15 protein-coding genes, 2 tRNA genes and 1 pseudogene are annotated in these 19,028 nt (G+C 69.9%); 6 read left to right on the top strand and 12 right to left on the bottom strand.

Annotation, left to right across the window (positions count from 1 at the left end):
* Positions 1–190: 190 nt before the first annotated feature.
* A complete protein-coding gene (locus tag AB0M73_RS20665; RefSeq protein ID WP_363892617.1) occupies positions 191–1,516 on the top strand; it encodes a carotenoid oxygenase family protein in 1,326 nt (441 codons plus the stop codon).
* Between the two features lie 28 nt (positions 1,517–1,544).
* Positions 1,545–1,931, top strand: a complete 387-nt coding sequence (locus AB0M73_RS20660; RefSeq protein ID WP_363892615.1) for an ester cyclase — start codon at positions 1,545–1,547, stop codon at positions 1,929–1,931.
* Between the two features lie 2 nt (positions 1,932–1,933).
* On the opposite strand, the gene AB0M73_RS20655 is transcribed toward AB0M73_RS20660, so the two are convergent.
* The 4 genes and pseudogenes from AB0M73_RS20655 to AB0M73_RS20640 form a co-directional block, all read right to left on the bottom strand.
* Positions 1,934–2,542: a mechanosensitive ion channel domain-containing protein gene (locus AB0M73_RS20655; RefSeq protein ID WP_363892611.1), complete on the bottom strand. Its 609-nt coding sequence runs from the start codon at positions 2,540–2,542 to the stop codon at positions 1,934–1,936.
* 37 nt (positions 2,543–2,579) lie between these two features.
* Positions 2,580–3,506 carry a Ku protein gene (locus tag AB0M73_RS20650; RefSeq protein WP_363892609.1) on the bottom strand — a complete coding sequence of 309 codons (927 nt, stop codon included), beginning with the start codon at positions 3,504–3,506 and terminating at the stop codon, positions 2,580–2,582.
* Positions 3,507–3,615: 109 nt separating this feature from the next.
* Positions 3,616–4,167, bottom strand: a complete 552-nt coding sequence (locus AB0M73_RS20645) for a type 1 glutamine amidotransferase domain-containing protein (protein ID WP_363892717.1) — start codon at positions 4,165–4,167, stop codon at positions 3,616–3,618.
* A 27-nt stretch (positions 4,168–4,194) separates the two neighbouring features.
* A pseudogene (locus tag AB0M73_RS20640) lies at positions 4,195–4,392 on the bottom strand (hypothetical protein); the annotation flags it as partial.
* 85 nt (positions 4,393–4,477) lie between these two features.
* Between AB0M73_RS20640 and AB0M73_RS20635 the strand changes: the two are divergent.
* On the top strand, positions 4,478–5,317 hold the full coding sequence (locus tag AB0M73_RS20635) for a hypothetical protein (RefSeq protein WP_363892607.1): 840 nt from the start codon (positions 4,478–4,480) through the stop codon (positions 5,315–5,317).
* Between the two features lie 19 nt (positions 5,318–5,336).
* Here AB0M73_RS20635 and AB0M73_RS20630 read toward each other — a convergent pair.
* Positions 5,337–5,409: transfer RNA gene (locus AB0M73_RS20630), tRNA-OTHER, on the bottom strand.
* A 25-nt stretch (positions 5,410–5,434) separates the two neighbouring features.
* On the opposite strand from AB0M73_RS20630, the gene AB0M73_RS20625 reads away from it, so the two are divergent.
* Together AB0M73_RS20625 and AB0M73_RS20620 are read left to right on the top strand one after the other, a co-directional pair.
* Positions 5,435–6,820, top strand: coding sequence for a hypothetical protein (locus tag AB0M73_RS20625; protein WP_363892605.1), 1,386 nt, complete (start codon positions 5,435–5,437; stop codon positions 6,818–6,820).
* Positions 6,817–8,616 (top strand): AAA family ATPase, encoded by a 1,800-nt coding sequence (locus AB0M73_RS20620; RefSeq protein WP_363892603.1) that lies wholly within the window; start codon positions 6,817–6,819, stop codon positions 8,614–8,616. Before AB0M73_RS20625 ends, AB0M73_RS20620 begins: the two co-directional genes overlap by 4 nt.
* Here the strand turns inward: AB0M73_RS20620 and AB0M73_RS20615 are convergent.
* The 3 genes from AB0M73_RS20615 to AB0M73_RS20605 all read right to left on the bottom strand — a co-directional run bounded on the left by AB0M73_RS20615 (position 8,613) and on the right by AB0M73_RS20605 (position 11,200).
* On the bottom strand, positions 8,613–9,722 hold the full coding sequence (locus tag AB0M73_RS20615) for a ribonuclease inhibitor (protein ID WP_363892601.1): 1,110 nt from the start codon (positions 9,720–9,722) through the stop codon (positions 8,613–8,615). The two genes, AB0M73_RS20620 and AB0M73_RS20615, sit on opposite strands and share 4 nt — an antisense overlap.
* On the bottom strand, positions 9,719–11,038 hold the full coding sequence (locus tag AB0M73_RS20610; protein WP_363892599.1) for an SDR family NAD(P)-dependent oxidoreductase: 1,320 nt from the start codon (positions 11,036–11,038) through the stop codon (positions 9,719–9,721). The genes AB0M73_RS20615 and AB0M73_RS20610 overlap by 4 nt, the downstream gene beginning before the upstream one ends.
* Before the next feature lie 88 nt (positions 11,039–11,126).
* A tRNA-Ser gene (locus tag AB0M73_RS20605) sits at positions 11,127–11,200 on the bottom strand.
* A 265-nt stretch (positions 11,201–11,465) separates the two neighbouring features.
* On the opposite strand from AB0M73_RS20605, the gene AB0M73_RS20600 reads away from it, so the two are divergent.
* On the top strand, positions 11,466–13,034 hold the full coding sequence (locus AB0M73_RS20600; RefSeq protein ID WP_363892597.1) for a metallophosphoesterase family protein: 1,569 nt from the start codon (positions 11,466–11,468) through the stop codon (positions 13,032–13,034).
* 187 nt (positions 13,035–13,221) lie between these two features.
* Here AB0M73_RS20600 and AB0M73_RS20595 read toward each other — a convergent pair whose 3' ends face one another.
* The 4 genes from AB0M73_RS20595 to AB0M73_RS20580 form a co-directional block, all read right to left on the bottom strand.
* Positions 13,222–14,082 carry an oxidoreductase gene (locus tag AB0M73_RS20595; RefSeq protein ID WP_363892595.1) on the bottom strand — a complete coding sequence of 287 codons (861 nt, stop codon included), beginning with the start codon at positions 14,080–14,082 and terminating at the stop codon, positions 13,222–13,224.
* 94 nt (positions 14,083–14,176) lie between these two features.
* Positions 14,177–17,176 (bottom strand): hypothetical protein, encoded by a 3,000-nt coding sequence (locus AB0M73_RS20590; protein ID WP_363892593.1) that lies wholly within the window; start codon positions 17,174–17,176, stop codon positions 14,177–14,179.
* An 89-nt stretch (positions 17,177–17,265) separates the two neighbouring features.
* Entirely contained in the window at positions 17,266–17,925 is a 660-nt protein-coding gene (locus AB0M73_RS20585; protein ID WP_363892591.1) for an ATP-binding cassette domain-containing protein, read from the bottom strand.
* Positions 17,925–18,956 carry an FtsX-like permease family protein gene (locus tag AB0M73_RS20580; protein WP_363892589.1) on the bottom strand — a complete coding sequence of 344 codons (1,032 nt, stop codon included), beginning with the start codon at positions 18,954–18,956 and terminating at the stop codon, positions 17,925–17,927. The genes AB0M73_RS20585 and AB0M73_RS20580 overlap by 1 nt, the downstream gene beginning before the upstream one ends.
* Between the last annotated feature and the right edge of the window lie 72 nt (positions 18,957–19,028).

Below are 19,028 nucleotides of genomic sequence, written 5' to 3'. Positions count from 1 at the left end.
CCTTGCCGCTTATCGAGAACAGGTCCTGCACAGCGACGTCCCCTTCCAGCCCGGACTAGACGAAGTCGTCTAGACGATACCGTCGCAGTCCCTCCGAGGTCGGAAGGGTTGACAGCGTCAAGTGTGAGTGGTTTATTACTCACCAGCACATCAGTGAGTGGTCAATCACTCCTTAGCCTGGGAGGGCGTCTTGACGTCACTGCCGTACATCAGCGATCACTACGCCCCGGTCGCGGAGGAGCGGACGGCGCGGGAGCTGCGGGTGCGGGGGACGCTGCCGAAGGAGCTGGAGGGGCGGTATCTGCGCAACGGGCACAACCCGAAGCCGGGGGTGACGCCGACGCACTGGTTCAAGGGCAGCGGCATGATCCACGGCTTACGGCTGCGAGAGGGCCGCGCGGAGTGGTACCGGAACCGGTGGGTGCGGACGCCGCTGCTGGAGGGGGCGCCGGAGGGCCACGGGGACCTGACGGCGAGCGTGGCGGGCACGCACGTGATCGAGCACTCGGGACGGCTGCTGGCATTGCAGGAGGCGAACCTGCCGTTCGAGATCGACGCGGAGCTGAACACGGTGGGGGCCTACGACTTCGGCGGCAAACTGAAGACGAACATGACGGCCCACCCCAAGGAAGACCCGGTCACGGGTGAGCTGCACTTCTTCGCCTACTCACCCTTCCCGCCGCACCTGATCTACTACGTGGCCTCGCCACGGGGCGAGATCACCAGGCAGGAGATCGTCGAGGGCGCGGGCCCGTCGCTGATGCACGACTTCGCCATCACGGAGAACTTCGTGGTGTGGATCGACATGTCGGTGATCTTCGACGCGGCCGAGACGGGTGGCCTCCCCTACCGCTGGCACGACGACTACGCGCCGCGGATCGGCGTCATGCCGCGCACGGGCCGGGCGGAAGTGACCTGGCACGCGGTGGAGCCGGGCGTCCTGCTGCACGTGACGAACGCGTACGAGGACAACGGCCGGATCGTGCTCGACGGACCGTGCTTCGACCGCGGCGCCTGGGAAACCTCCTCGAAGTTCTGGGCGGGCCGACCGGCGCACCCGGAGACGCCGGCGGTCGGCATCAGGCAGCACCGCTGGATCCTCGACCCGGCTGCCACCATCGCCAAGGAAGAAGCGGTGGACGACCTGGTCGTGGACTTCCCGGCGATCAACAACCAGGTGCTCGGCCGCCCCAACCGCTACGGCTACGCGGTGGCCTTCCCCGGCGGCGGCCTGCACCGGCACGGCATCGTCAAGTACGACAACCACTCCGGCGCCAGGAGCCTGACCAGCGGCGACGAGCACCACATCCCCGGCGAGGCGGTGTTCGTGCCGGCCGAGAACGGCACCGCGGAGGACGACGGCTACCTGCTCACCATCGTCAGCGACACCCGCCGACACACCTCCGAGTTCATCGTCTACGACGCCAGCACGCTCGACACCGTCGCCACGGTGGAGCTCCCCCACCGCGTGCCCGGCGGCATCCACGGCTCGTGGATCCCCGACGCCGACCTCTGAATCTCATTACCAGCAAAGGACTTCTGACATGGACCTGATCGACACCTGGCTGCGGCTGTGGAACAACGACCTCACCCTGGCCGAGAAGATCGTCTCCCCCGACTTCGTCGCCCACGCCGCCCCGCTGGTCGACAGCGGCAGCGACGAGATCCGCGGCCGCGACGGCCTCACCGAGTGGATCGCCGGCACCCACACCACGATCCGGGATCTGGAGTTCACCGTCGCGGTCGGCCCGATCGCCGATCGGGACTTCGTGGTCGTGCGCTGGCACGCGAGCGGCACGAGCGCCGTCGGCCCGGTCTCCATCACGGGCACCGACATCCTGCGCCTGGTCGACGGCATGATCGTCGAGTACTGGCTCAACGCCGACAGCCTGCAACTGGCCCGCCAGGTCGGCCTGATCCCCCAGGCCTGACGTCATTCCGGCTGGTGCAGGCCGACGGTGACACCGGCGGCCAGCACCCCCGCATTGGGCAGCAACAGGGTTCCGTTCTCGGCGGCCAGGGTCACGTACGTCAGCCCCAGGGCCCGCACCCGCCCGGTGAACGGCCCGTTCAACGCGCCGGACCGCACCTCGATGGTGTCGCCGACCCGAAACGGCCGCACCATCAGGATCATCAGCCCGGCAAAGACGTTGCCCAGGGTCTGCTGCGCGGCGATACCGACGACGACACCGGTCAGCGCGCCGCCGACCACCAGCTGCTGCAACGGAATCGCCAACGCGCTCAACGCCGTCAGCACGATCACGCAGTATCCGGCGGCCGAGATCACCACGGCCAGGATCGACCCGGCGGAGCCCATGCCGCGCCGGCTCAGCCGGGCATCGACGTAGCCGGCAGTGCGTCTGACGGCCAGCACGCCGGCGATCACGAACAGCAGCGCGCCGACCAGCGAGATCGCCTTCTCCACCAGGCGATCGTGAATCGGCAGCAGGCCGGAGTCCGGGGCATTCACCACGATCAGGAACACGACGGCCAGACCCGCCCACAGCAGCGGCCGCCTCAGCTTCTCCTCCGTTCCGGTCATGAAGATCGCCTACCCGGCCCACCCGGGATGGCAAACTTCAGGACGCCTTGCGAGTGGCCCGTTTCACCGCCGACGCCAGCTCGTCCCGGCTCATCTTGGACCGGCCCTTGATACCCAGCTCGCGCGCGGCCTCCGCCAGCTCGGCCTTGCTCGAATCATCCACCTGCGACGATGAACGCGCGGGCCTCCGGCCTTTTTCCACGCTGCGGCGCAAGGCTTCCAACAGGTCCGTCGTCCCGGTCGGCTCCGGCGGCTCGGCCTCGACGACGATCTTGCGGCCCTTGTGCTTGTCCTGTATGAGCTTGTTCACCTTGCGCGTGTAGGTGTCACGGAAGTCCCGCGGCCGCCACGGCATGGCCATGGACTCGATCAGCTGCGTCGCCATCTTCAACTCGTTGGCATGCGGTCGATTTCCGCTGGGCAGCGTGTCGAGCATGTCGTGCGGGTCACGGATCTCGTCGGCGTAGTACAGCGTGTCCAAGGCCAGCACGCCGTCATCGGCCCGGATGTCCGTGAGATACTGCTTGCCCCGCATGACGAACGAGGCGATGCCGACCCGATTGGTCTTGGCCAGCGCCTCGGTCAGCAGCGCGTAGGGACGGCCGTACTCCTCCTTGGCCGGGGCCAGCCAGTACGTCTTCTGGAAGTGGATCGGATCGATCTCGTCCAGATCGACGAAGCCGGTGATCTCGATCGACTTGGACCGCCCCGGCGCGATGGCTGCCAGCTCGTCCGGCTCGACCAGCACGTACTCGCCATCGCCGACCTCGTGGCCGCGCACGATGTCGGCGTACTCGACCTCCTTGCCGGTCCGCTCGTTGACGCGCTGGTAGCGGATCCGGTCGGAGGTGCCGCGCTCGAACTGGTTGAAGTGGACGGTGTGGTCGTCGGTGGCGCTGAACAGCGCGACCGGGATCGTCACCAGCCCGAAGCTGATGGAACCGCTCCAGATCGACCTGGCCATCACGCGCCTCCGCTACGGGCCTGTCGCATCGCCTCGACCCCCGGCGCCCGGCGCCCGGCGATACGCAGGCGCCGGGCCGGCGGCCGGCCCTGAGGGGCGTCCAGGTCCGTCATGACCGCGCCTCCGCGAACTCCCGCACCAGCGCCTCGCAGAACGCCGGCAGGTCGTCGGGGTTCCGGCTGGTGACGAGGCCGCCGTCGATGACGACTTCCTTGTCCACCACCGTTCCCCCGGCGTTGCGGATGTCCGTGCGCACGCTCGGGTACGACGTCAGCGTCCGCCCGCGCACCACGTCGGCCTCGACCAGCAACCACGGGCCGTGGCAGATCGCCGCGACCGGCTTTCCGGCCTCGAAGAAGTCGTTCACTAGCGACACGGCGCGGTCATTCTGCCGCAGTTTGTCGGGATTCGTGGTGCCGCCGGGCAGGATCAACGCGTCGAAGTCGTCCGCGTCGGCCCGGTCCACGGTCACGTCGACGGCGAACGTGTCGGCCGGGTTGACGTCGGCGTTCATCGCCTGGATCTCGCCGTCCTCCAACGACACCAGCACGGCCTTGCCGCCGGCCCGCTCGACCGCGGCCTTGGGCTCGGTCAGTTCCACCTGCTCGACGCCGTCGGTGGCGAGAATCGCGACCGTGCGGCCGCGCAGCTGCTCGGACATCACTGCCTCTCTCGGGTTGCCGTACACGTCGGGTTCTTCCTCGGCGAGCCGCTCGTCCAGGGTCTCCCCCTCGCGCTCCTCGCGGGGCGTCATGCCGAACCGGTCCGCGGCCGCCCAGTCCTCGGGCGGCTCGACGCCCTCCTCCAGCGGATCCTTGCCCAGCTCGTCCTCGTCGAGCTGCTCGCTGGTGGTCAGGTCCGGGTCAGGTGGGCTCGTCATGCCCATCGGGTACCCCGTCAACGCTGCTCAAACGCCGCCGGTGGCGGAAATCCGGCGTGGCGGCGGCGGGCGCTCTGCGATAATCACCGCCGTGAACAGAGGGGACGACCAGGCGGGGGTTCACTTCCTGCTTTCGCTGATCGAGCCGGAGGACGCGGCGGCGGTGCGGCGGCGGCTCGGGTCGGGCGTGTCGAGGAACCAGAGCGGCGAGATGGCACTGTGGCAGCTCGAACGGCTGAACGCACCTCGGTCGGCGTGGCTGTGGATGATGGAGCAGAACGATCCGGCCGTCAACCAGCTGGTGTTCCACCGGCACGACATTCCCGACGTGCTCAAACGGGACATCCTGCGTGGACAGCCGTTCGGCGGCACGAAGCCGCGGCTGCTGCGGCGGCGACTGCCACACTGCGGGCAACGAGGCTGCCTGCACGAGGAACCGGTGATCCCGGTCGGCCGGCGCGGAGTTATCGGTGAACTGCGCGAGGCGAGCACGATGGGGGCGGGCCGGGTGGCGGCGCGCGCGGTCGACTGGAGCCTCTGGGCTCAGGTCGCGGAGGCGGACCGGGAGCAGCCGCTCCCCGGCTACGCCCGCTGGGCGCTGGCCGTGCGGATCGACTGCCCGCCGGAGCTGCGTGCGCAGTTCGGCCAGCACCCCAAGTTCGTCCACCGGCTGCGTCAGGCCGGCATCGTCGAGCTGCGGGATTACGTCGAACGCGGCCGACCGCCGCGCCAGGTGTTGGGCGTGCTGCACTGCGGCACCCAACTGTTCCCGCAGCGGGCGGCCGAGGCCGCCGCGCTGCTGGCCCCGTTGGTGCGGGCCGAGATCGGGACGAACCTGGACGCGTGGGCGGTGCTGGCCCAGTTGTTGCCGACGTTCGCCGGCACGGCGCCGGAGCTGATCAGCACGAGCGGCGCCGTGGCGAGCCGATAAGGGATATGTAGCTGTGAGGGACGGGCGGCTGGATTCGAACCAGCGTGGCCACCATGCCGTAGTGGTGCGACTGCCTCTGCGCTACGACCCGTCGACACCGATCTTACAGAGGGGAAAATGGAGCACCGCAAGCGGTTGCCGGTCGTCGACCTGCGCGACCGACGGGCACTGGCCGACTGGCAGCCGGCCGCGCCCGAGGTGATCGCCGAGGCCGAGCGGCTCAAGGAGGCCGCGCTGCTCGATTTCGGGCTGGCCGAGTCGGTGGTCGGCTCGTGGCTGTTCGCCAAGTGCCGGCACCAGATCGCCACCACGGCGATCGACACCGCCGCGGTCGTCGCCTCCGGCGACGGCGCCTGTCTGCTCCTGTTCAACCCCGACTTCTTCGTCGACATCGGACTGGGCGGCGTCAAGTTCGTGCTCTTCCACGAGGCGCGACACCTCGTGCACCGCCACCTGTTCACGGACGGGGAACTGCGGGACGACCCTGTCTTCACGCTCGCGGCCGAGGTGTCGATCAACCACGTCGTGAAGACCCGGCTGGGCCGCGGCCTGCCGACGGTGAACCGGAGACCCACCGGCATCGACCCGAACGGCATCCATGCGATGTACGAAGCGGATCTGACCGCGCAGCACCTGGATCCCCTGTCCTATGAGGACTTCATCCGCACCGACATGACCGTCTATGCCGAACTCAAGCGCATGAGACAACCACCGATGCCGGACACGCCGTGCGTCCACGTCACACACGACCTCCAGCAGGATCAGCAGACGGTGGACGGGGTCGTCCAGTCGGTGCTGCTGAACTCGCTGCTGGCGGCCCGTCGCGGCAACAGCAGGGCCGAGTCGGAGATGCTCGACCTGATGGGACGCACCGAGGACGCCGCCAGCAAGATCTGGGGCAAGCTCGGCGCCGGCATGCTGCGCGGCGAGACGGCCCGCACCGGCAAGGTCGACTGGTGGCAACGGTGGCTGATCGACGTGCTGGGTTCCAAGCTGCGTGCCGGCGAACGGTTGGTGTATCCGAAGAAGCGTGGCGCGGTGCTGGCCATGCTCGGCCATGAGCCGATGCTGTCGCGCAGCGGACCGGTGCGGGACAAGGTGTTGGTCATCGCCCTCGACACGTCCGGGTCGATGCCGCAGAGCGTGGTGGACTGGATGGTCGAGCTGGTCGGCGGGATCGACGGCGTGCAGGCGCACTGGCTGTCGTTCGACTGGGTCGTGATGCCGTTCAAGCCCGGTGATCAGGTGCGCGGCGGTGGCGGCACGAGCTTCTACGCCGTGATGGAGTACGTCGAGGGGCGGTCCACAGTGGATGGCAAGCACTTCGAGGAGCGACCCGACGCCGTCATCGTGCTCACCGACGGCCATGGCGGGCACGTGACGCCGGTCGAGCCGGACAAGTGGATCTGGCTGATCACCGAGGGCGGCGACGACTGGCCCGACGCGCACACCCCAGCCATGGCCTGCCACCGAGTGCGGCCCGTGAACGGAAGAGACCGATGACGACCACCCGGCCGAACGCCACCTACCGGACCCCGCCCGAGGACCCTTCCCGGCTGGCCGCGTTCATCGACGCGATGATCGACATCGGGCAGACCGGTCAGATCTTCGGCCCGCACGGCATCGGCAAGACCGCGACCTTCTTCTCGCACGTCGCCGAGGCCCATCCGGACGCGGCTCTGGTGTTCGTGCCGGCGGCCAATCTCACGCCGGACGACCTGCTGATCAACGCCCCGGTGCGGGAGGACGGCGAGCTCGTGCTGCGGCAGCTGGTGATGAGCCAGCTGCGGCCGGGCAAGCCGTTCGTGCTGCTGATCGACGACTCGTCGCAGGCCGGCGAGACGATCCAGTCGCAGCTCATGCAGATCGCCTGCAACTGGACGCTGGGCGAGCACGATCTGCGTGAACTCGGCTGTATAGGCGTGTTCCTGACCGACAACGAGTCTCTGGCCGAAACCTCCGCACGGCGCGGTGACCTTGCGATCCTCGACCGCATGGTGACCGTGCGGATGACCGCGAACGACACGGCATGGCGCACCAACCTGGCCGCCCGCCACCATGACTGGGACCTGGGCCCGTTCTTCGCCGTGTGGAACTCGCTCGGCCCGGAGCTACGGGAGTTGTTGTCGCCGCGGACGATGGAGCACATCCTGGCCAACGCGCGCGAGGGATTCCCGTTGCGCTGGGCGCTTCCACTCGTCAATGGCGAGCGGCTGCGGCTGGAGGACACGCACAGCCAACGGATCGTCAACCTCACCGCCGAGATCCTCGACCGGATGGCCACCGCGCTCGGCGTACGAAACCCTGACACCATACCGGATCCTGTCCGGCAGGTGCTGCGGGCCGCAGTGCGCAACCGCTGGTGTGTGCTGTTGCAGGGGCCGCCCGGCTGCGGCAAGACGGAGCTGGTGCGCGAGACGATCCGGGCCGAGCTCGGCCGCGAGCCGCTGTACTTCTCGTTGCCGGTGACCAATGTCGAGGATCTCTGCGTGCCGCTGCCGACCGCGGACGGCACGCTGGAGAACCTGTTGTCGCGGCCGTTCACCGGCGGCGAGCCCAAGGCGATCGTGTGGGACGAGTACAACCGGCCCAAGGACAAGGCCGCCTTCGCCCGGCTGATGGAGGTCACCCAGGAGTGGACGCTGGCCGGGCAGCCGATCCGCAACCTGCGGGCCCAGGTCGCGATCCAGAACCCGCCGTACCACCTCGGGCGTAAGCTTCTGGTGTCTCGCAACAACATCGCCCAGGCCACCCGCTTCACCGTGTCGCTCCAGGTCGAGCCGGCCGACATCCCGGCCAACGAGTGGCTGATCAAGCGGTACGGCGGCGTGGCCGAGACCGTGCTGGAGTGGTGGAAGAACGACATCGACGACGAGGGCCGGGAGTGGATCACCAAGCGGACCCTGGAGCGGTTCGTCAAGCTGCACCAGCGCGGCCTGCCGCTGGAGCTTGGCACGATCTACCTCGGCGACGGCGAGTACGCGCCGGTTCCGCTGACCGCCCTGATCGAACGGCTGGCCAACCGCAAGGTCACCGGCCTCGGCGAGCTGGCCGCCGACGTGAACGGCTGGGAGGCCCGGCTGCGGGCCGAGTCGGCGTCGCCCGAAGGCGGCGACGCCGGCGACGTCGTGCACCAGGTGCTGGCCAACGCCGAACTGTCCCAGCTGCGCCGGCACCGCAAGGTCGTCCCGCGGCTGGTCGCCCTGCTGCCGCCCAAACTCCGGGCCACCTACCTGGTCGGCGTGGCCGAGGACCGGCAGCGGTTCTGGATCGAGGTGTTCGGGAACATGCCGCGCTAGGCCGGCGGAGGCTGGCGGTGCACGCTCCGCACGGCCGCCACATCGGCGGACACCGGCGGCCGCGCGGGGATGGCGGCGCTGAAGGCGTCGAGCCGGCGGCGGACGCTGGTGGCGATGCCTTTGCCGAGCACGAAACGGGTGGGCGTGGTGGCGCGCCGGGCACCGTCCAGGAGGCGGTGGGCGGCACGGCTGTCGAGGCCGGTGTTGTTCAACACGAGGTGCCGCAGGCGATGTGGGCTCGAAGAAAGCGCATTGGCGATGGCGGTCGTCGCGGCCTCGTCGAGGCGGTTTCCTTGAGTCCCAAGGACCCCGGCGGCCTTCACGCGTCCGAGATCGCACGTCTCGACACCGGCCTGAGCGGCCGCGACGACCAGCGCCGCGGCCGCACGCGGGCCGATGCCGTTACTGGCCAAGGAGATCCTGCGCAGCCGGCCGCGCCGCAACGCGCCGGCGATGGCGTAGGCACCTTCGTCGCAGAGCCGGGCGGCCGAGACGTACAGCTCGCTCACGGCATCGGCGGCCACCAACGCGGCCAGGTGTCCGGCACCGGCCGGGCCGAGCGGATTGCCTCCGACATAAAGACGCTCGATCCGACGGCCGCTGGTGGTGGCGGCCAGGATGGCGTCGACCACACGGGCCACGGCGTCGGCATCGAGGTTGGTCTGCACCAGGTCGATGGTGCGCAGCGACCGGGCGGACTCGATGATCGCGGCCGCCGCGTCGCCGTCGCCGATGGGGTTGCGCTTGAGCCAGATGCCGGTGACGGCGCTGGCCTGCGGTGACATCCTCAGCTGGTCGGCAATGCGGCACGCGCCGCCGGCGGTGATGCCGTTGCAGCCAAAATACAGGGTCTCGACCTCGTGCTGGACGGCCTGCGCCGCCACTTCGGCCGCCCCGTCCCCCAGGCCGTCGGTGCCCAGCAACAGGTGCCGGACCACGCCGGGGTGCAACGCTTCCGCCACCAGCGAAGCGCCGTCCGGCCCGAGCGCCTGCTTGCACAGATCGAGCCGACCGTCGGGCAGCGCGGTGCCGGTCGGGAAGTCCAGCCGCTCCGTGGTCGCCGTGCCGGTGCGCAGCCAGGCCAGCAGAGGTTCGAGCTCGCTCACCACGCCGCCTCCCGATAGTCCTTGAGGAAAACGCCGGCCACCGGGGCGCCCCGCTCGCCCCGCACGATCGGGTCGTACACCCGGGCCGCACCGTCCACAATGTCCAGTGGCGTGCGGAAGCCGTTGTCGGCCAGGTGGGCCTTCTTCGGGGCGGGGTTCTCGTCGGTGATCCAGCCGGTGTCGACCGAGCACATGTACACGCCCCGCTCCGCGAGCTCGGGCCCGCTGGTGCGGGTGAGCATGTTCAGCGCGGCCTTGGCCATGTTGGTGTGCGGATGCCCGGAAGTCTTGTTCCGCACGGTGAATCGCCCCTCGACCGCCGTCACGTTGACGACGTAGCGGCGTGGCCGCGGCGAAGCCAGCAGCAATGGCAGCAGCCGGTCGCACAGCAGGGTCGGCGCCAACGCGTTGACCAGCTGCGTCTCCAGCACCTCGGCCGCGTCGAGCTCGCCGACGCGGGCCGACCAGGAGTTCACAGGCGCGGTGTCCGGCAGCAGCCCCGCCTCGTCGATCTCGGCCAGCGCCAATGCGCCGTGGCTCTGACCCAGCGCGAGCATGGGGCTGAATCCCGGCGCCACCATGACGTTCGACGGCAGCGCACCGACCTCGCCGCCGATCAGCGCCGCGTAGGACTCGGGCGGCCGGCGCACGGTCTGGGCCGCGTTGTTGACGAGGATGTCCAGCGGCCGGCCGTCCTCGCGCAGCGACTCCGCCAGCCCCAGCACCTGCCGTGGATCACGCAGGTCGATGCCGACCAACGTGAGCCGGTCCAGCCAGTCCGCGCTGCCCGGCGCCTCCTCGAAGCGCCGCCGCGCATCACGCGGGAAACGGGTCGTGACCAGCAGCTCCGCCCCGTCCCGTAACAGCATCAGCGCCAGCTGGAACCCGATCTTCACCCGGCCGCCGGTCAGCAGCGCCCGCCGCCCGGCCAGATCGGCCCGAGCGCTGCGCCGTGAGGCGTTCTCCCGCGCGCAATCCGGACAAAGCCGGTGATAGAAGGCATCCGCGAGTTGGTAGGTCTCCTTGCAGATGTAGCAGCGGCGGGTTCGGGCCAGCGGCATGGCCGCCGCCTCCGGGTCGTGCCTCAGCGGCGCGTCCTCACGCCGGTCCGTCCCACCCGTCGCCGTCGTGGCGTCGATCGCCGCATCCGCCTGCGCCCGTTCGGCCGAACGCACCTTCTTGCGCCGCTGCTTGCCGTCACGGGCGAACGACTCCGCCACCCGCTCCGCCTTCAGCCGCACCGGATCGTCCGCCGGCAGCTCCCGCAGCCGCGCCACGGTGTCGTGAAACGCCTTCAACTCCCCCTCGCCGACCATGCTCCCCCCTCTTCATGCAGGGAAGGACGCCTTACCCTCGTTGAACGCGGGTAAGGCGTCCTTCCCTGCATCATGAGACCGCTAGCTGCCAGGGCGGCCGGATTCGAACCGGTGTGCTTCGGATCAGCAGTCCAATGCGCCTGCCTCTGCGCTACGGCCCTGGCATTGCCGGACATCGTAGCTTTGCCGGCGTCGTCGGCCCGCGGCCGTCGCCGGTCGGCCGACAATCGCTACCACGGAAAGAAAAGCCGATCCCACAACGGCCGCCAACCCGGCATCGGCCCAGGTCAGCGCGGACTCGATCAAGCGTGACCATCGTCAGGAATTTTCGGCACCGGTTCCGGGCAGCTCCGGGCGGCCAACGGCCGATCGGGCCGGCCGATGTGACCCTTGACACTAAATAGGAAACTTTCCTAACTTTTTCACCATGCGGGAGACAACTGGACGCCGGCTCACGTTGGCCGAGCAACATGAGCAGTACACGGCTCGGTACTCACGGCGCGCGCTGTTCCGTGCCGGGGCGGTGGGCGGGGCGGCGCTGGCGGTGGGCGGCGTGCTGCCCGCGACCGCCTCGGCCGCCACGAACGTGCCGATGACCAAGGCCACGGACAAGGTCTCGGGCTCGGCGGTGCGGCCCTTCGGGCGGCACATCGCCTTCGGCGCGGACCCGTCGCAACAGGTGGTCGTGTCCTGGCAGGTGCCGGCCGCGGTGACGGCGCCGTTCATCCGGATCGGCACCAGCCCGACCGACCTCGGCGCGGCCCTGCCGGTCGAGGTGCGCACGCTGACGAGCCAGCTGTCCTGGCAGAAGCCGACCGAGGACGAGCCGCTGGTCAAGCCGAAGACCGTGGTGCAGTACTACCTGCACGCCCGGCTGGACCACCTCGTCCCGGACACCGCCTACTACTACGTGGTGGGCCACCAGGGATACGACCCGGCGGGCCGGCTGGACGGCGTCGCCACCTTCCGCACGGCGCCGGCGGTCGGCAAGGGCGCCGGCTTCGGCTTCACGGCGTTCGGCGACCAGGGCGTCGGCTACAACGCGACGGCCACGACCGGCCTGATCGCCGGCCTCTCGCCCGCCTTCCACCTGCACATGGGCGATCTCAGCTACGCCAACTCCAGCGGCGGCGGGGACACCACCGACTCCTACGACGCCCGGATCTGGGACACCTTCTTCAACCAGAACGAGCCGGCGGCGGCGCAGATCCCGTGGATGATGGCGATCGGCAACCACGAGATGGAGCCGTGGTACGCGGCCGACGGCTACGGCGGCGTGCGGGCCCGGTTCACCATGCCGGACAACGCCTGGAGCGGCTCGACCGGCATCTACTCGTGGCGGTACCAGAACGTCGGCCTGATCAGCCTGGACGGCAACGACATCTGCTACAACACGCCGACGAACCTCAACTACACCAAGGGCAAGCAGCTTGCCTGGCTGAAGGCCACGCTCAAGGCGATGCGGGCCGACGCCTCCATCGACTTCATCGTGGTGTACTTCCACCAGTGCCTGTACTCCACGTGCCAGGACAACGGGGCCGAACTCGGCGCGCAGCAGCAGTGGGCGCCGCTGTTCGATCAGTACACAGTGGACGTGGTGCTGAACGGGCACAACCATATCTACGAGCGCACCGACCCCATCCGCGCCGGCAAGCCGACCCGCAAGCTGGCCTCCGGGGACACCGTCACCCCCGCCAAGGACGGCACCACCTACGTGGTGGCCGGCGGCGGGGGCGGCGGCATCTACAAGTTCCCCGGCTCGGACACCTACCTGGGCCACGAGACCGCCAACGACGGCACACAGCCGATGAAGGTGTCCGATGAGGACGGTCACGACAAGACGATCAAGGTGTCCTGGTCCCGGGTCCGCTACACCGGCTACTGCCTGGTCGCCGTCGACGTCGTGCCGGCGACGGCGACCACACCGGCGAAGATGACCGTCCGGTCGCTGACCGAGGACGGCACCGCCGTCGACCAGTTCACCGTGCAGCGTTAGCCGATCACCCTGGTGAGCTCCGGCAGGCCCTCCAGCGCCGTCCACGGCCTGCCGGACCACACCAACGACTCCACCGCGCCGCCGACGATCATGGCGGGCCCACATGTGCAGCTCGAAGCGTTCCGCGATGGCCCGCGCGGTCGACGCGCCCTGGTCGCCGAGGCCGACAAAGCCCACCGCGGTCACGTCACGCCCCGATCGCGTTGAGCTCGGCCACGACCTCGGCGTCCAGGCGCAGGTCGGCGGCGGCGATGTTCTCTCGCAGGTGCGCCACCGAGGACGTGCCCGGGATGACGCCGACGGCCGGCGACCGCTGCAACAGCCAGGCCAGCGCCACCTGCTGCCGCGACGCCCCGAGCCGCTCGGCCACGGCCGTCAGCGCGTCCGACTGCAACGGGGAGAAGCCGCCCAGCGGGAAGAACGGCACGAACAGGATGTTCTCCTGCTCGCACTGGTTGAGCAGCGCCTCGTGCCGGCGGTCGGCGATGTTGTACAGGTTCTGCACCGTCACCACCGGCGCGATCGCCTGCGCTTCCTTGAGCTGGCGGGCGTTGACGCCGCTCAGCCCCAGGTGCCCGATCAGGCCCTGCTCGCGCAGCTCGGCCAGCGCCCCGAACTGGTCGCTGATCGGCTCGTCGTCCGACTCGTCGTGGCCGGCCACCCGCAGGTTGACCACGTCCAGCGCGTCCAGGCCCAGGTTGCGCAGGTTGTCGTGCACCTGCGCCTTCAGGTCCGCCGGGTGCAGGATCGGCACCCAGCCGCCGTCGGCCGCGCGGCGGGCGCCGACCTTCGTCACGATGTGCAGGCCCTCCCGGTACGGGTGCAGCGCCGCCTTGATCAGCTCGTTGGTCACCACCGGCCCGTAGAAGTCGGCCGTGTCGATGTGGTTGATGCCCGCCGCCACCACCGCGCGCAGCACCTCGACCGCCGAGCCGCGATCCTTCGGCGGGCCGAACACCCCCGGCCCCGCCAGCTGCATCGCGCCGTACCCCATGCGGGTCAGCGTCAGGCCCTCCGCCGGCGTGAAAGTGCCACCGCCCAGACTCATCGCTCTTCCCTTTCGTCGTCTCGCTCTTGCTTCTCCAGCTTGCCGCGACGACGAGCGCGGTGGATGCACCCCGCGTTTCCTGGGAGTGGCAGGGCTAGCCTCCGGACGGGCAGGGATCGGGCAGATCGGGTGACGGAAACCCGCCGTGCTCCCCCGGACCCATCACCCGCGGCGGGGTGCAGATCGCCTTGGCCGCGAGGTCGACGTCGAGGCCGCGGACCAGGACCGTGCCGGCAGCGGCGGCGATGCGGTTCTCGGTGCCGAAAGCGAGCACATGGGCACCCGTTTCCGGCCCGGGCAGCACGGCATAGTCCACTGGCCGCGTGGGATCGCTGACGTCCCGCAACACCACCGTGTTGTCGCCTTCCGCCGTGGCCAGGTAACGGCCGTCAGCGCTGAACACCGGCAGCGCGGGCGCGATGGCGGTGGCCACGTCGCGGATCTTCGTGATCGCGCCTTCCGGCGTGTGCCGCCACAGCGTGACGTATCCGTCCTGTCCCTCGCGGTGGGCCACGGCGATCAGCCGGCCGTCCGGCGACACCGCCGCGGCGTCTTGCAGGCCGACACCGTCGAGATCGATCGGCTTGGCCGGCTTGCCGCTCAGGATCTGCGGCACGTCCCAGACCTTGGCCGGGGCCGCGATGATGTCGGGCTCCCAGGACTTGTGGTCGGCCGGTGCGGGAACGGCGACGGGAGCGGTGACCAGGGTGCGGCCGTCGGCGGAGAACTGCATGGCTGCCGGCGAGATCGGCAGCACCGCCCGCGGTTCGGCGGCGGCGACGTCCGTGGTGTCCCACAGGAACGAGCGCTGGTCGTCCGGTCCGTGCCCCGTCTTGCCGCCGTCCTGGTGGTCGGCCTCGGTCGCGCCGAGGCTGCCGATCGCCAGCAGGCGGCCGTCCGGGCTGAAGGCGACCCCGACCGCCGCGTCCGTCCGATAGATCCGAAGCATCTGAGGGTGGGCCATGGTGGCGACGTCCCACAGCGCCACCGTGCTGGCGGACTCGCCGGCCGCATACGCCACGGCGACGCGGCGGCCGTCGGGCGAGAGCACGCAGAACGTGATCTTCCCGGTGGCCTCCGGCGGCCTGGGCAGTTTCGCCCACTCCGAACTCCCGCCGACCGGCCTCAGCTCCTCCACTTCGACCGCGTCCCCTTGCGCGTAGGCATGGCGCTTGAGCGCGGCGTCCAGGGATTCGGCGAAATCGGACTGCCGGGCCGAGGCGTACTGGATGCTGTTGGTGAACGAGCTCAGCACGAGGCCGCGGGTGCGGGGCGACGGCTCGCTGCGGTAAGCGGCCAACGCGAGCTTGGCGGCGCCACGCGGGTCGCTGAGCGCGGTGGTCGAGATCTGGTCGATGACGTTTCGGACGACGGCCTCGTCGCGTTGCCTGGCCACGGTTTGCTGGCTGATCAGCGAGTACGCGGTCGTGCCGGACAAGGCGACCAGGAGCACCACCAGCAGGGCGATGAACCGGCGCTGCCGACGGGTCTGGCGCTGGGCGGCCAGCAGCTCCTGCTCGCGGACGTCGACGCTGCGGTCGTAGAAGGCCTGCTCTCGGTGGGAGAGCGACGGTGTGCAGGAACGGACCCAGTCGCGGGCGAGTTGGAGGCGGGCGCCGCGGTAGAGGGCCCCGTCGTCATGGTTGAGGGAGTCCCAGATCTCGGCGGCCTCGGTGAGCGCGCGGTGGGCGCGCAGGCTGTCGCGGTCCTCGGTGAGCCACTCGCGCAACCGGGGCCAGTGACTGATCAGGGCCTCGTGGGCGATGTCGACGCTGTCCCGGTCCACGGTGATCAACCGAGCCATGACCAGGGCGTCGAGCACCTCGTCGAGACCCTGGACGTGGTCGAGCTCGGCCCGATCGACGCGGCGGCGCGTGTCCTCGGTGCCGTCGCCGAGGGCGGTCAGACGGAGGAACACCTGACGGGCAACGGCTTGCCGTGTCGCATTAAGTCCACTATGGACGGATTCGGCGGTACGGCTGAGGGCGTGGCTGATGCCGCCGGCCGCGTGATAACCGGCGGCGGTGAGCGTGATGCCCTGGCGGCGGCGCCAGGTCTCCAGCAGGGCGTGCGACATCAACGGCAGCACACCGGGCTGGTTGGTGGCCTCGGAGACCAAGCGCGTGACCAGCGCCGTCTCGACGGTGTAGCCGAGGTCGATGGCCGGCTTGGTGATGGCCAGACGCAGCTCGTCGGCGGTCATCGCGCCGACCAGCACCGGTCCCTCGCCGAGAACCTGGCGCAGCTGCGGGTACTGCAGGCAGTGGCCGAAGAAGTCGGCGCGGACGCCCAGCACCAGCCGGGCGCGGCTGGACGGCGCGGCGGCCACGTGCATGAGGGCGGTGATGAAGGCCAGCCGCTCCTCCTCGTCGACGCAGAGGGTGAAGACCTCCTCGAACTGATCGACGATGACCAGCGCGTCCCGGCCGGCGGGTTCCTCGGCCACGGCCTGCCGCAGCCTCAGGTGCAGCGCGGTCGGATCGGCCCGCAGCTCCGCCCGCAGCTCGGTGGCCGGTGCGCCGATCGGCCCGGCCAGGCCCAGCGCGCACTCGTCGATCGGGTGCGCGCCGGGCGTGAAGACGACGGTCGGCTGCGGGCCGAGGCCGTCCACGCCGTCCCGCAGGCCGGCCGCGGCGAGCCCCGCCCGCAGCAGCGACGACTTGCCGGCGCCGGAGGCGCCGAACACCACCACCAGCCGGCGATTGAGGATCTGGTTCGACAAATGGGCCAGCAACGCGCCCCGGCCGTGAAATCTCGTCGCGTCCTCGATCTGGAACGCCGACAGGCCGAGATAGGGCGGTTGCCCGCCGTCCGGATCGGCGGGAGTCTCCTGCGCCTCCGCCACGTCACGCCATTTCCGCTCCCATTCGGCCAGATCGCCGGCACAGGCGTCGACATAGGCCAGAGTCACGGAGAGCGAGGGCAGTTTCCGGCCGCCCGCCGCTTCCGACAGCACGGCCACCGAGTAATGCGCTTTGACGCTCAGTTCCCGATAGACCGGACTGCCGGCCGATTCCCGCAGCCTGCGGAGATCCGCGGCGAACCGCAGCAGCGGCGTGTCGCCCGGGTCGAGCGGCCGCTCGCTTCGTGGCATGGCCAGACACCCCCCGATGTTCGTTGCCTCGATCGTCGAGCAGCGGGCGCTTGTCAGGCAAATCTCGAACGAAGCCGAACAAAGCTTGGTCAGTTCAGCTTGCCGTCCTCGATGCGCACGACCCGATCGGCCAGGTCGAGGGCCCGTTCGTCGTGGGTCACGACCAGCACCGCGGCCCCGCCGTCGTGGGCGTGGGCGGCCAGCAGCGACATCACCGCACGGCCGCGTTCACGATCCAGCGCCGCCGTCGGCTCGTCCGCGAGAATCACCGGCGCCCGCGTGTAGAGCGCCGCCGCGACCGCCGCCCGCTGCCGTTCACCACCGGACAACTGCCCCGGATAGCGATGCGCTTTCGCTTCGAGGTCCACGGCTTCGAGTAACTCTTCGGCCCGTTCACGATCGGCGTCGGTCGTTCTTCTGCCGGCGGTGATGTCTCGTACCAGCAGATTGTCCATCACCGTCAGGAAACCGATCATGGCCGACGCCTGGAGCACATAGGCGGTGTCACCGGCCGCCTTTCGATTCACCTTGCCGTTCACGTAGAGCGGCGATTCCCTGATCTGCACGACGCCGGCGGCCGGGGTGAGCAATCCGCCCGCAATGGCCAGCAGCGTCGTCTTTCCGGAGCCGCTCGGGCCCAGCAGGGCGACCAGTTGGCCGGCCGGCAGGTCGAGATCGATGCCGTGCAGCACCTCGACGTCGCCGTAGCCGTGGTGGATGTCGTGCAGGACGGCGGCGTTGGCGCCCATCAGGCGGTCCTTCCCAGGCTGAGCAGCGGATCCACGGTGAACAGCCGTCGTACCGAGGCCGCCGCGCCGACCAGCGCCACGACCAGCAGCAGCGCGCCGGCGGCGGCCGCTTCGCCCGGCGGCAGCACGAAGACGTTCGACGGCATCACGGCACCCATGGCCACGCCGGCCGCCGCGCCGAGGAGCACGCCGGTCAGGGCCGTGGCCAGCACCTGGGTGACGTACGCGCCGATCAGCAGCCGCCGGGACGCCCCCGTGGCCCTAAGCACCGCGAGCGGGCCTTCCTTCTGCAGGGTCAGGATCCAGAACACGACGCCGATCAGCAGCGCCGCCCCGGCGTACAGGAAGGTCCTGATCATGCCGATCGTGCCCGTTTCCGTCTGGTAGCCGGGGACCGCGTCGATCGCCGCCGCCTTGGTCAGCGGTTCCGTGTCCGGCAACGCCTTCGCGATCGCCGCCAGGGTCTTGTCGTCCTTTGTGGACACCGTGTAGGCGCTGACTCCGGCCGCGTCGCGCAGGCGCTGCCAGTCCCTGAGCGGCAGCGAGGCCACCGCCGCGTGCTGGATGCTGCCCAGGTCGGCGAAGCCGGTGATCTTCAGCGGCACGTTGCCCGGCTGCACCCGGACCTCGTCGCCGGGGCTCAGGCCCTTGTCGCGGGCCTGATTGTCCAGCACCACACCGCTTTCGGCGTTGTCCGTGGCGAGCAGCGCCACCGGCACGCTGCGCTGCCCCGCGGTCAGCGAGGCCATCGTGAACCCGAGCGGCTGCACGTCCGTCACGCCGTCGACGCCTTCGATCAGCGCCTTGTCGCTGGTCGGGAGGCTGCTGCGGGACAGGTCCCCGTCCGCACCCTTGGCGTACACGACACCGTCGACCGGCAGCTTTTGCAGGCCCGACACGTCCGCCGCTCCCAGACCGACCGTCAGTCCCGTCAGGACAAAAACCAGGAAGGCCGTCAGCGCGACCAGGCCCGCGATCAGGCCGAACCTGACCGGCGCGTGGCGCACCTCCCGCCAGGCGAGAAACCGCATGAACACCTCTTTCCGACACCTTGTCGGCAACCATTCCAACACGGCGTCGGGAACCCGTGCCCGCTTTTCCGA

This window comes from Kutzneria sp. NPDC051319, assembly GCF_040682195.1.
Lineage (GTDB): Bacteria > Actinomycetota > Actinomycetes > Mycobacteriales > Pseudonocardiaceae > Kutzneria.
This window is presented reverse-complemented; position numbering and strand designations above follow the sequence as displayed.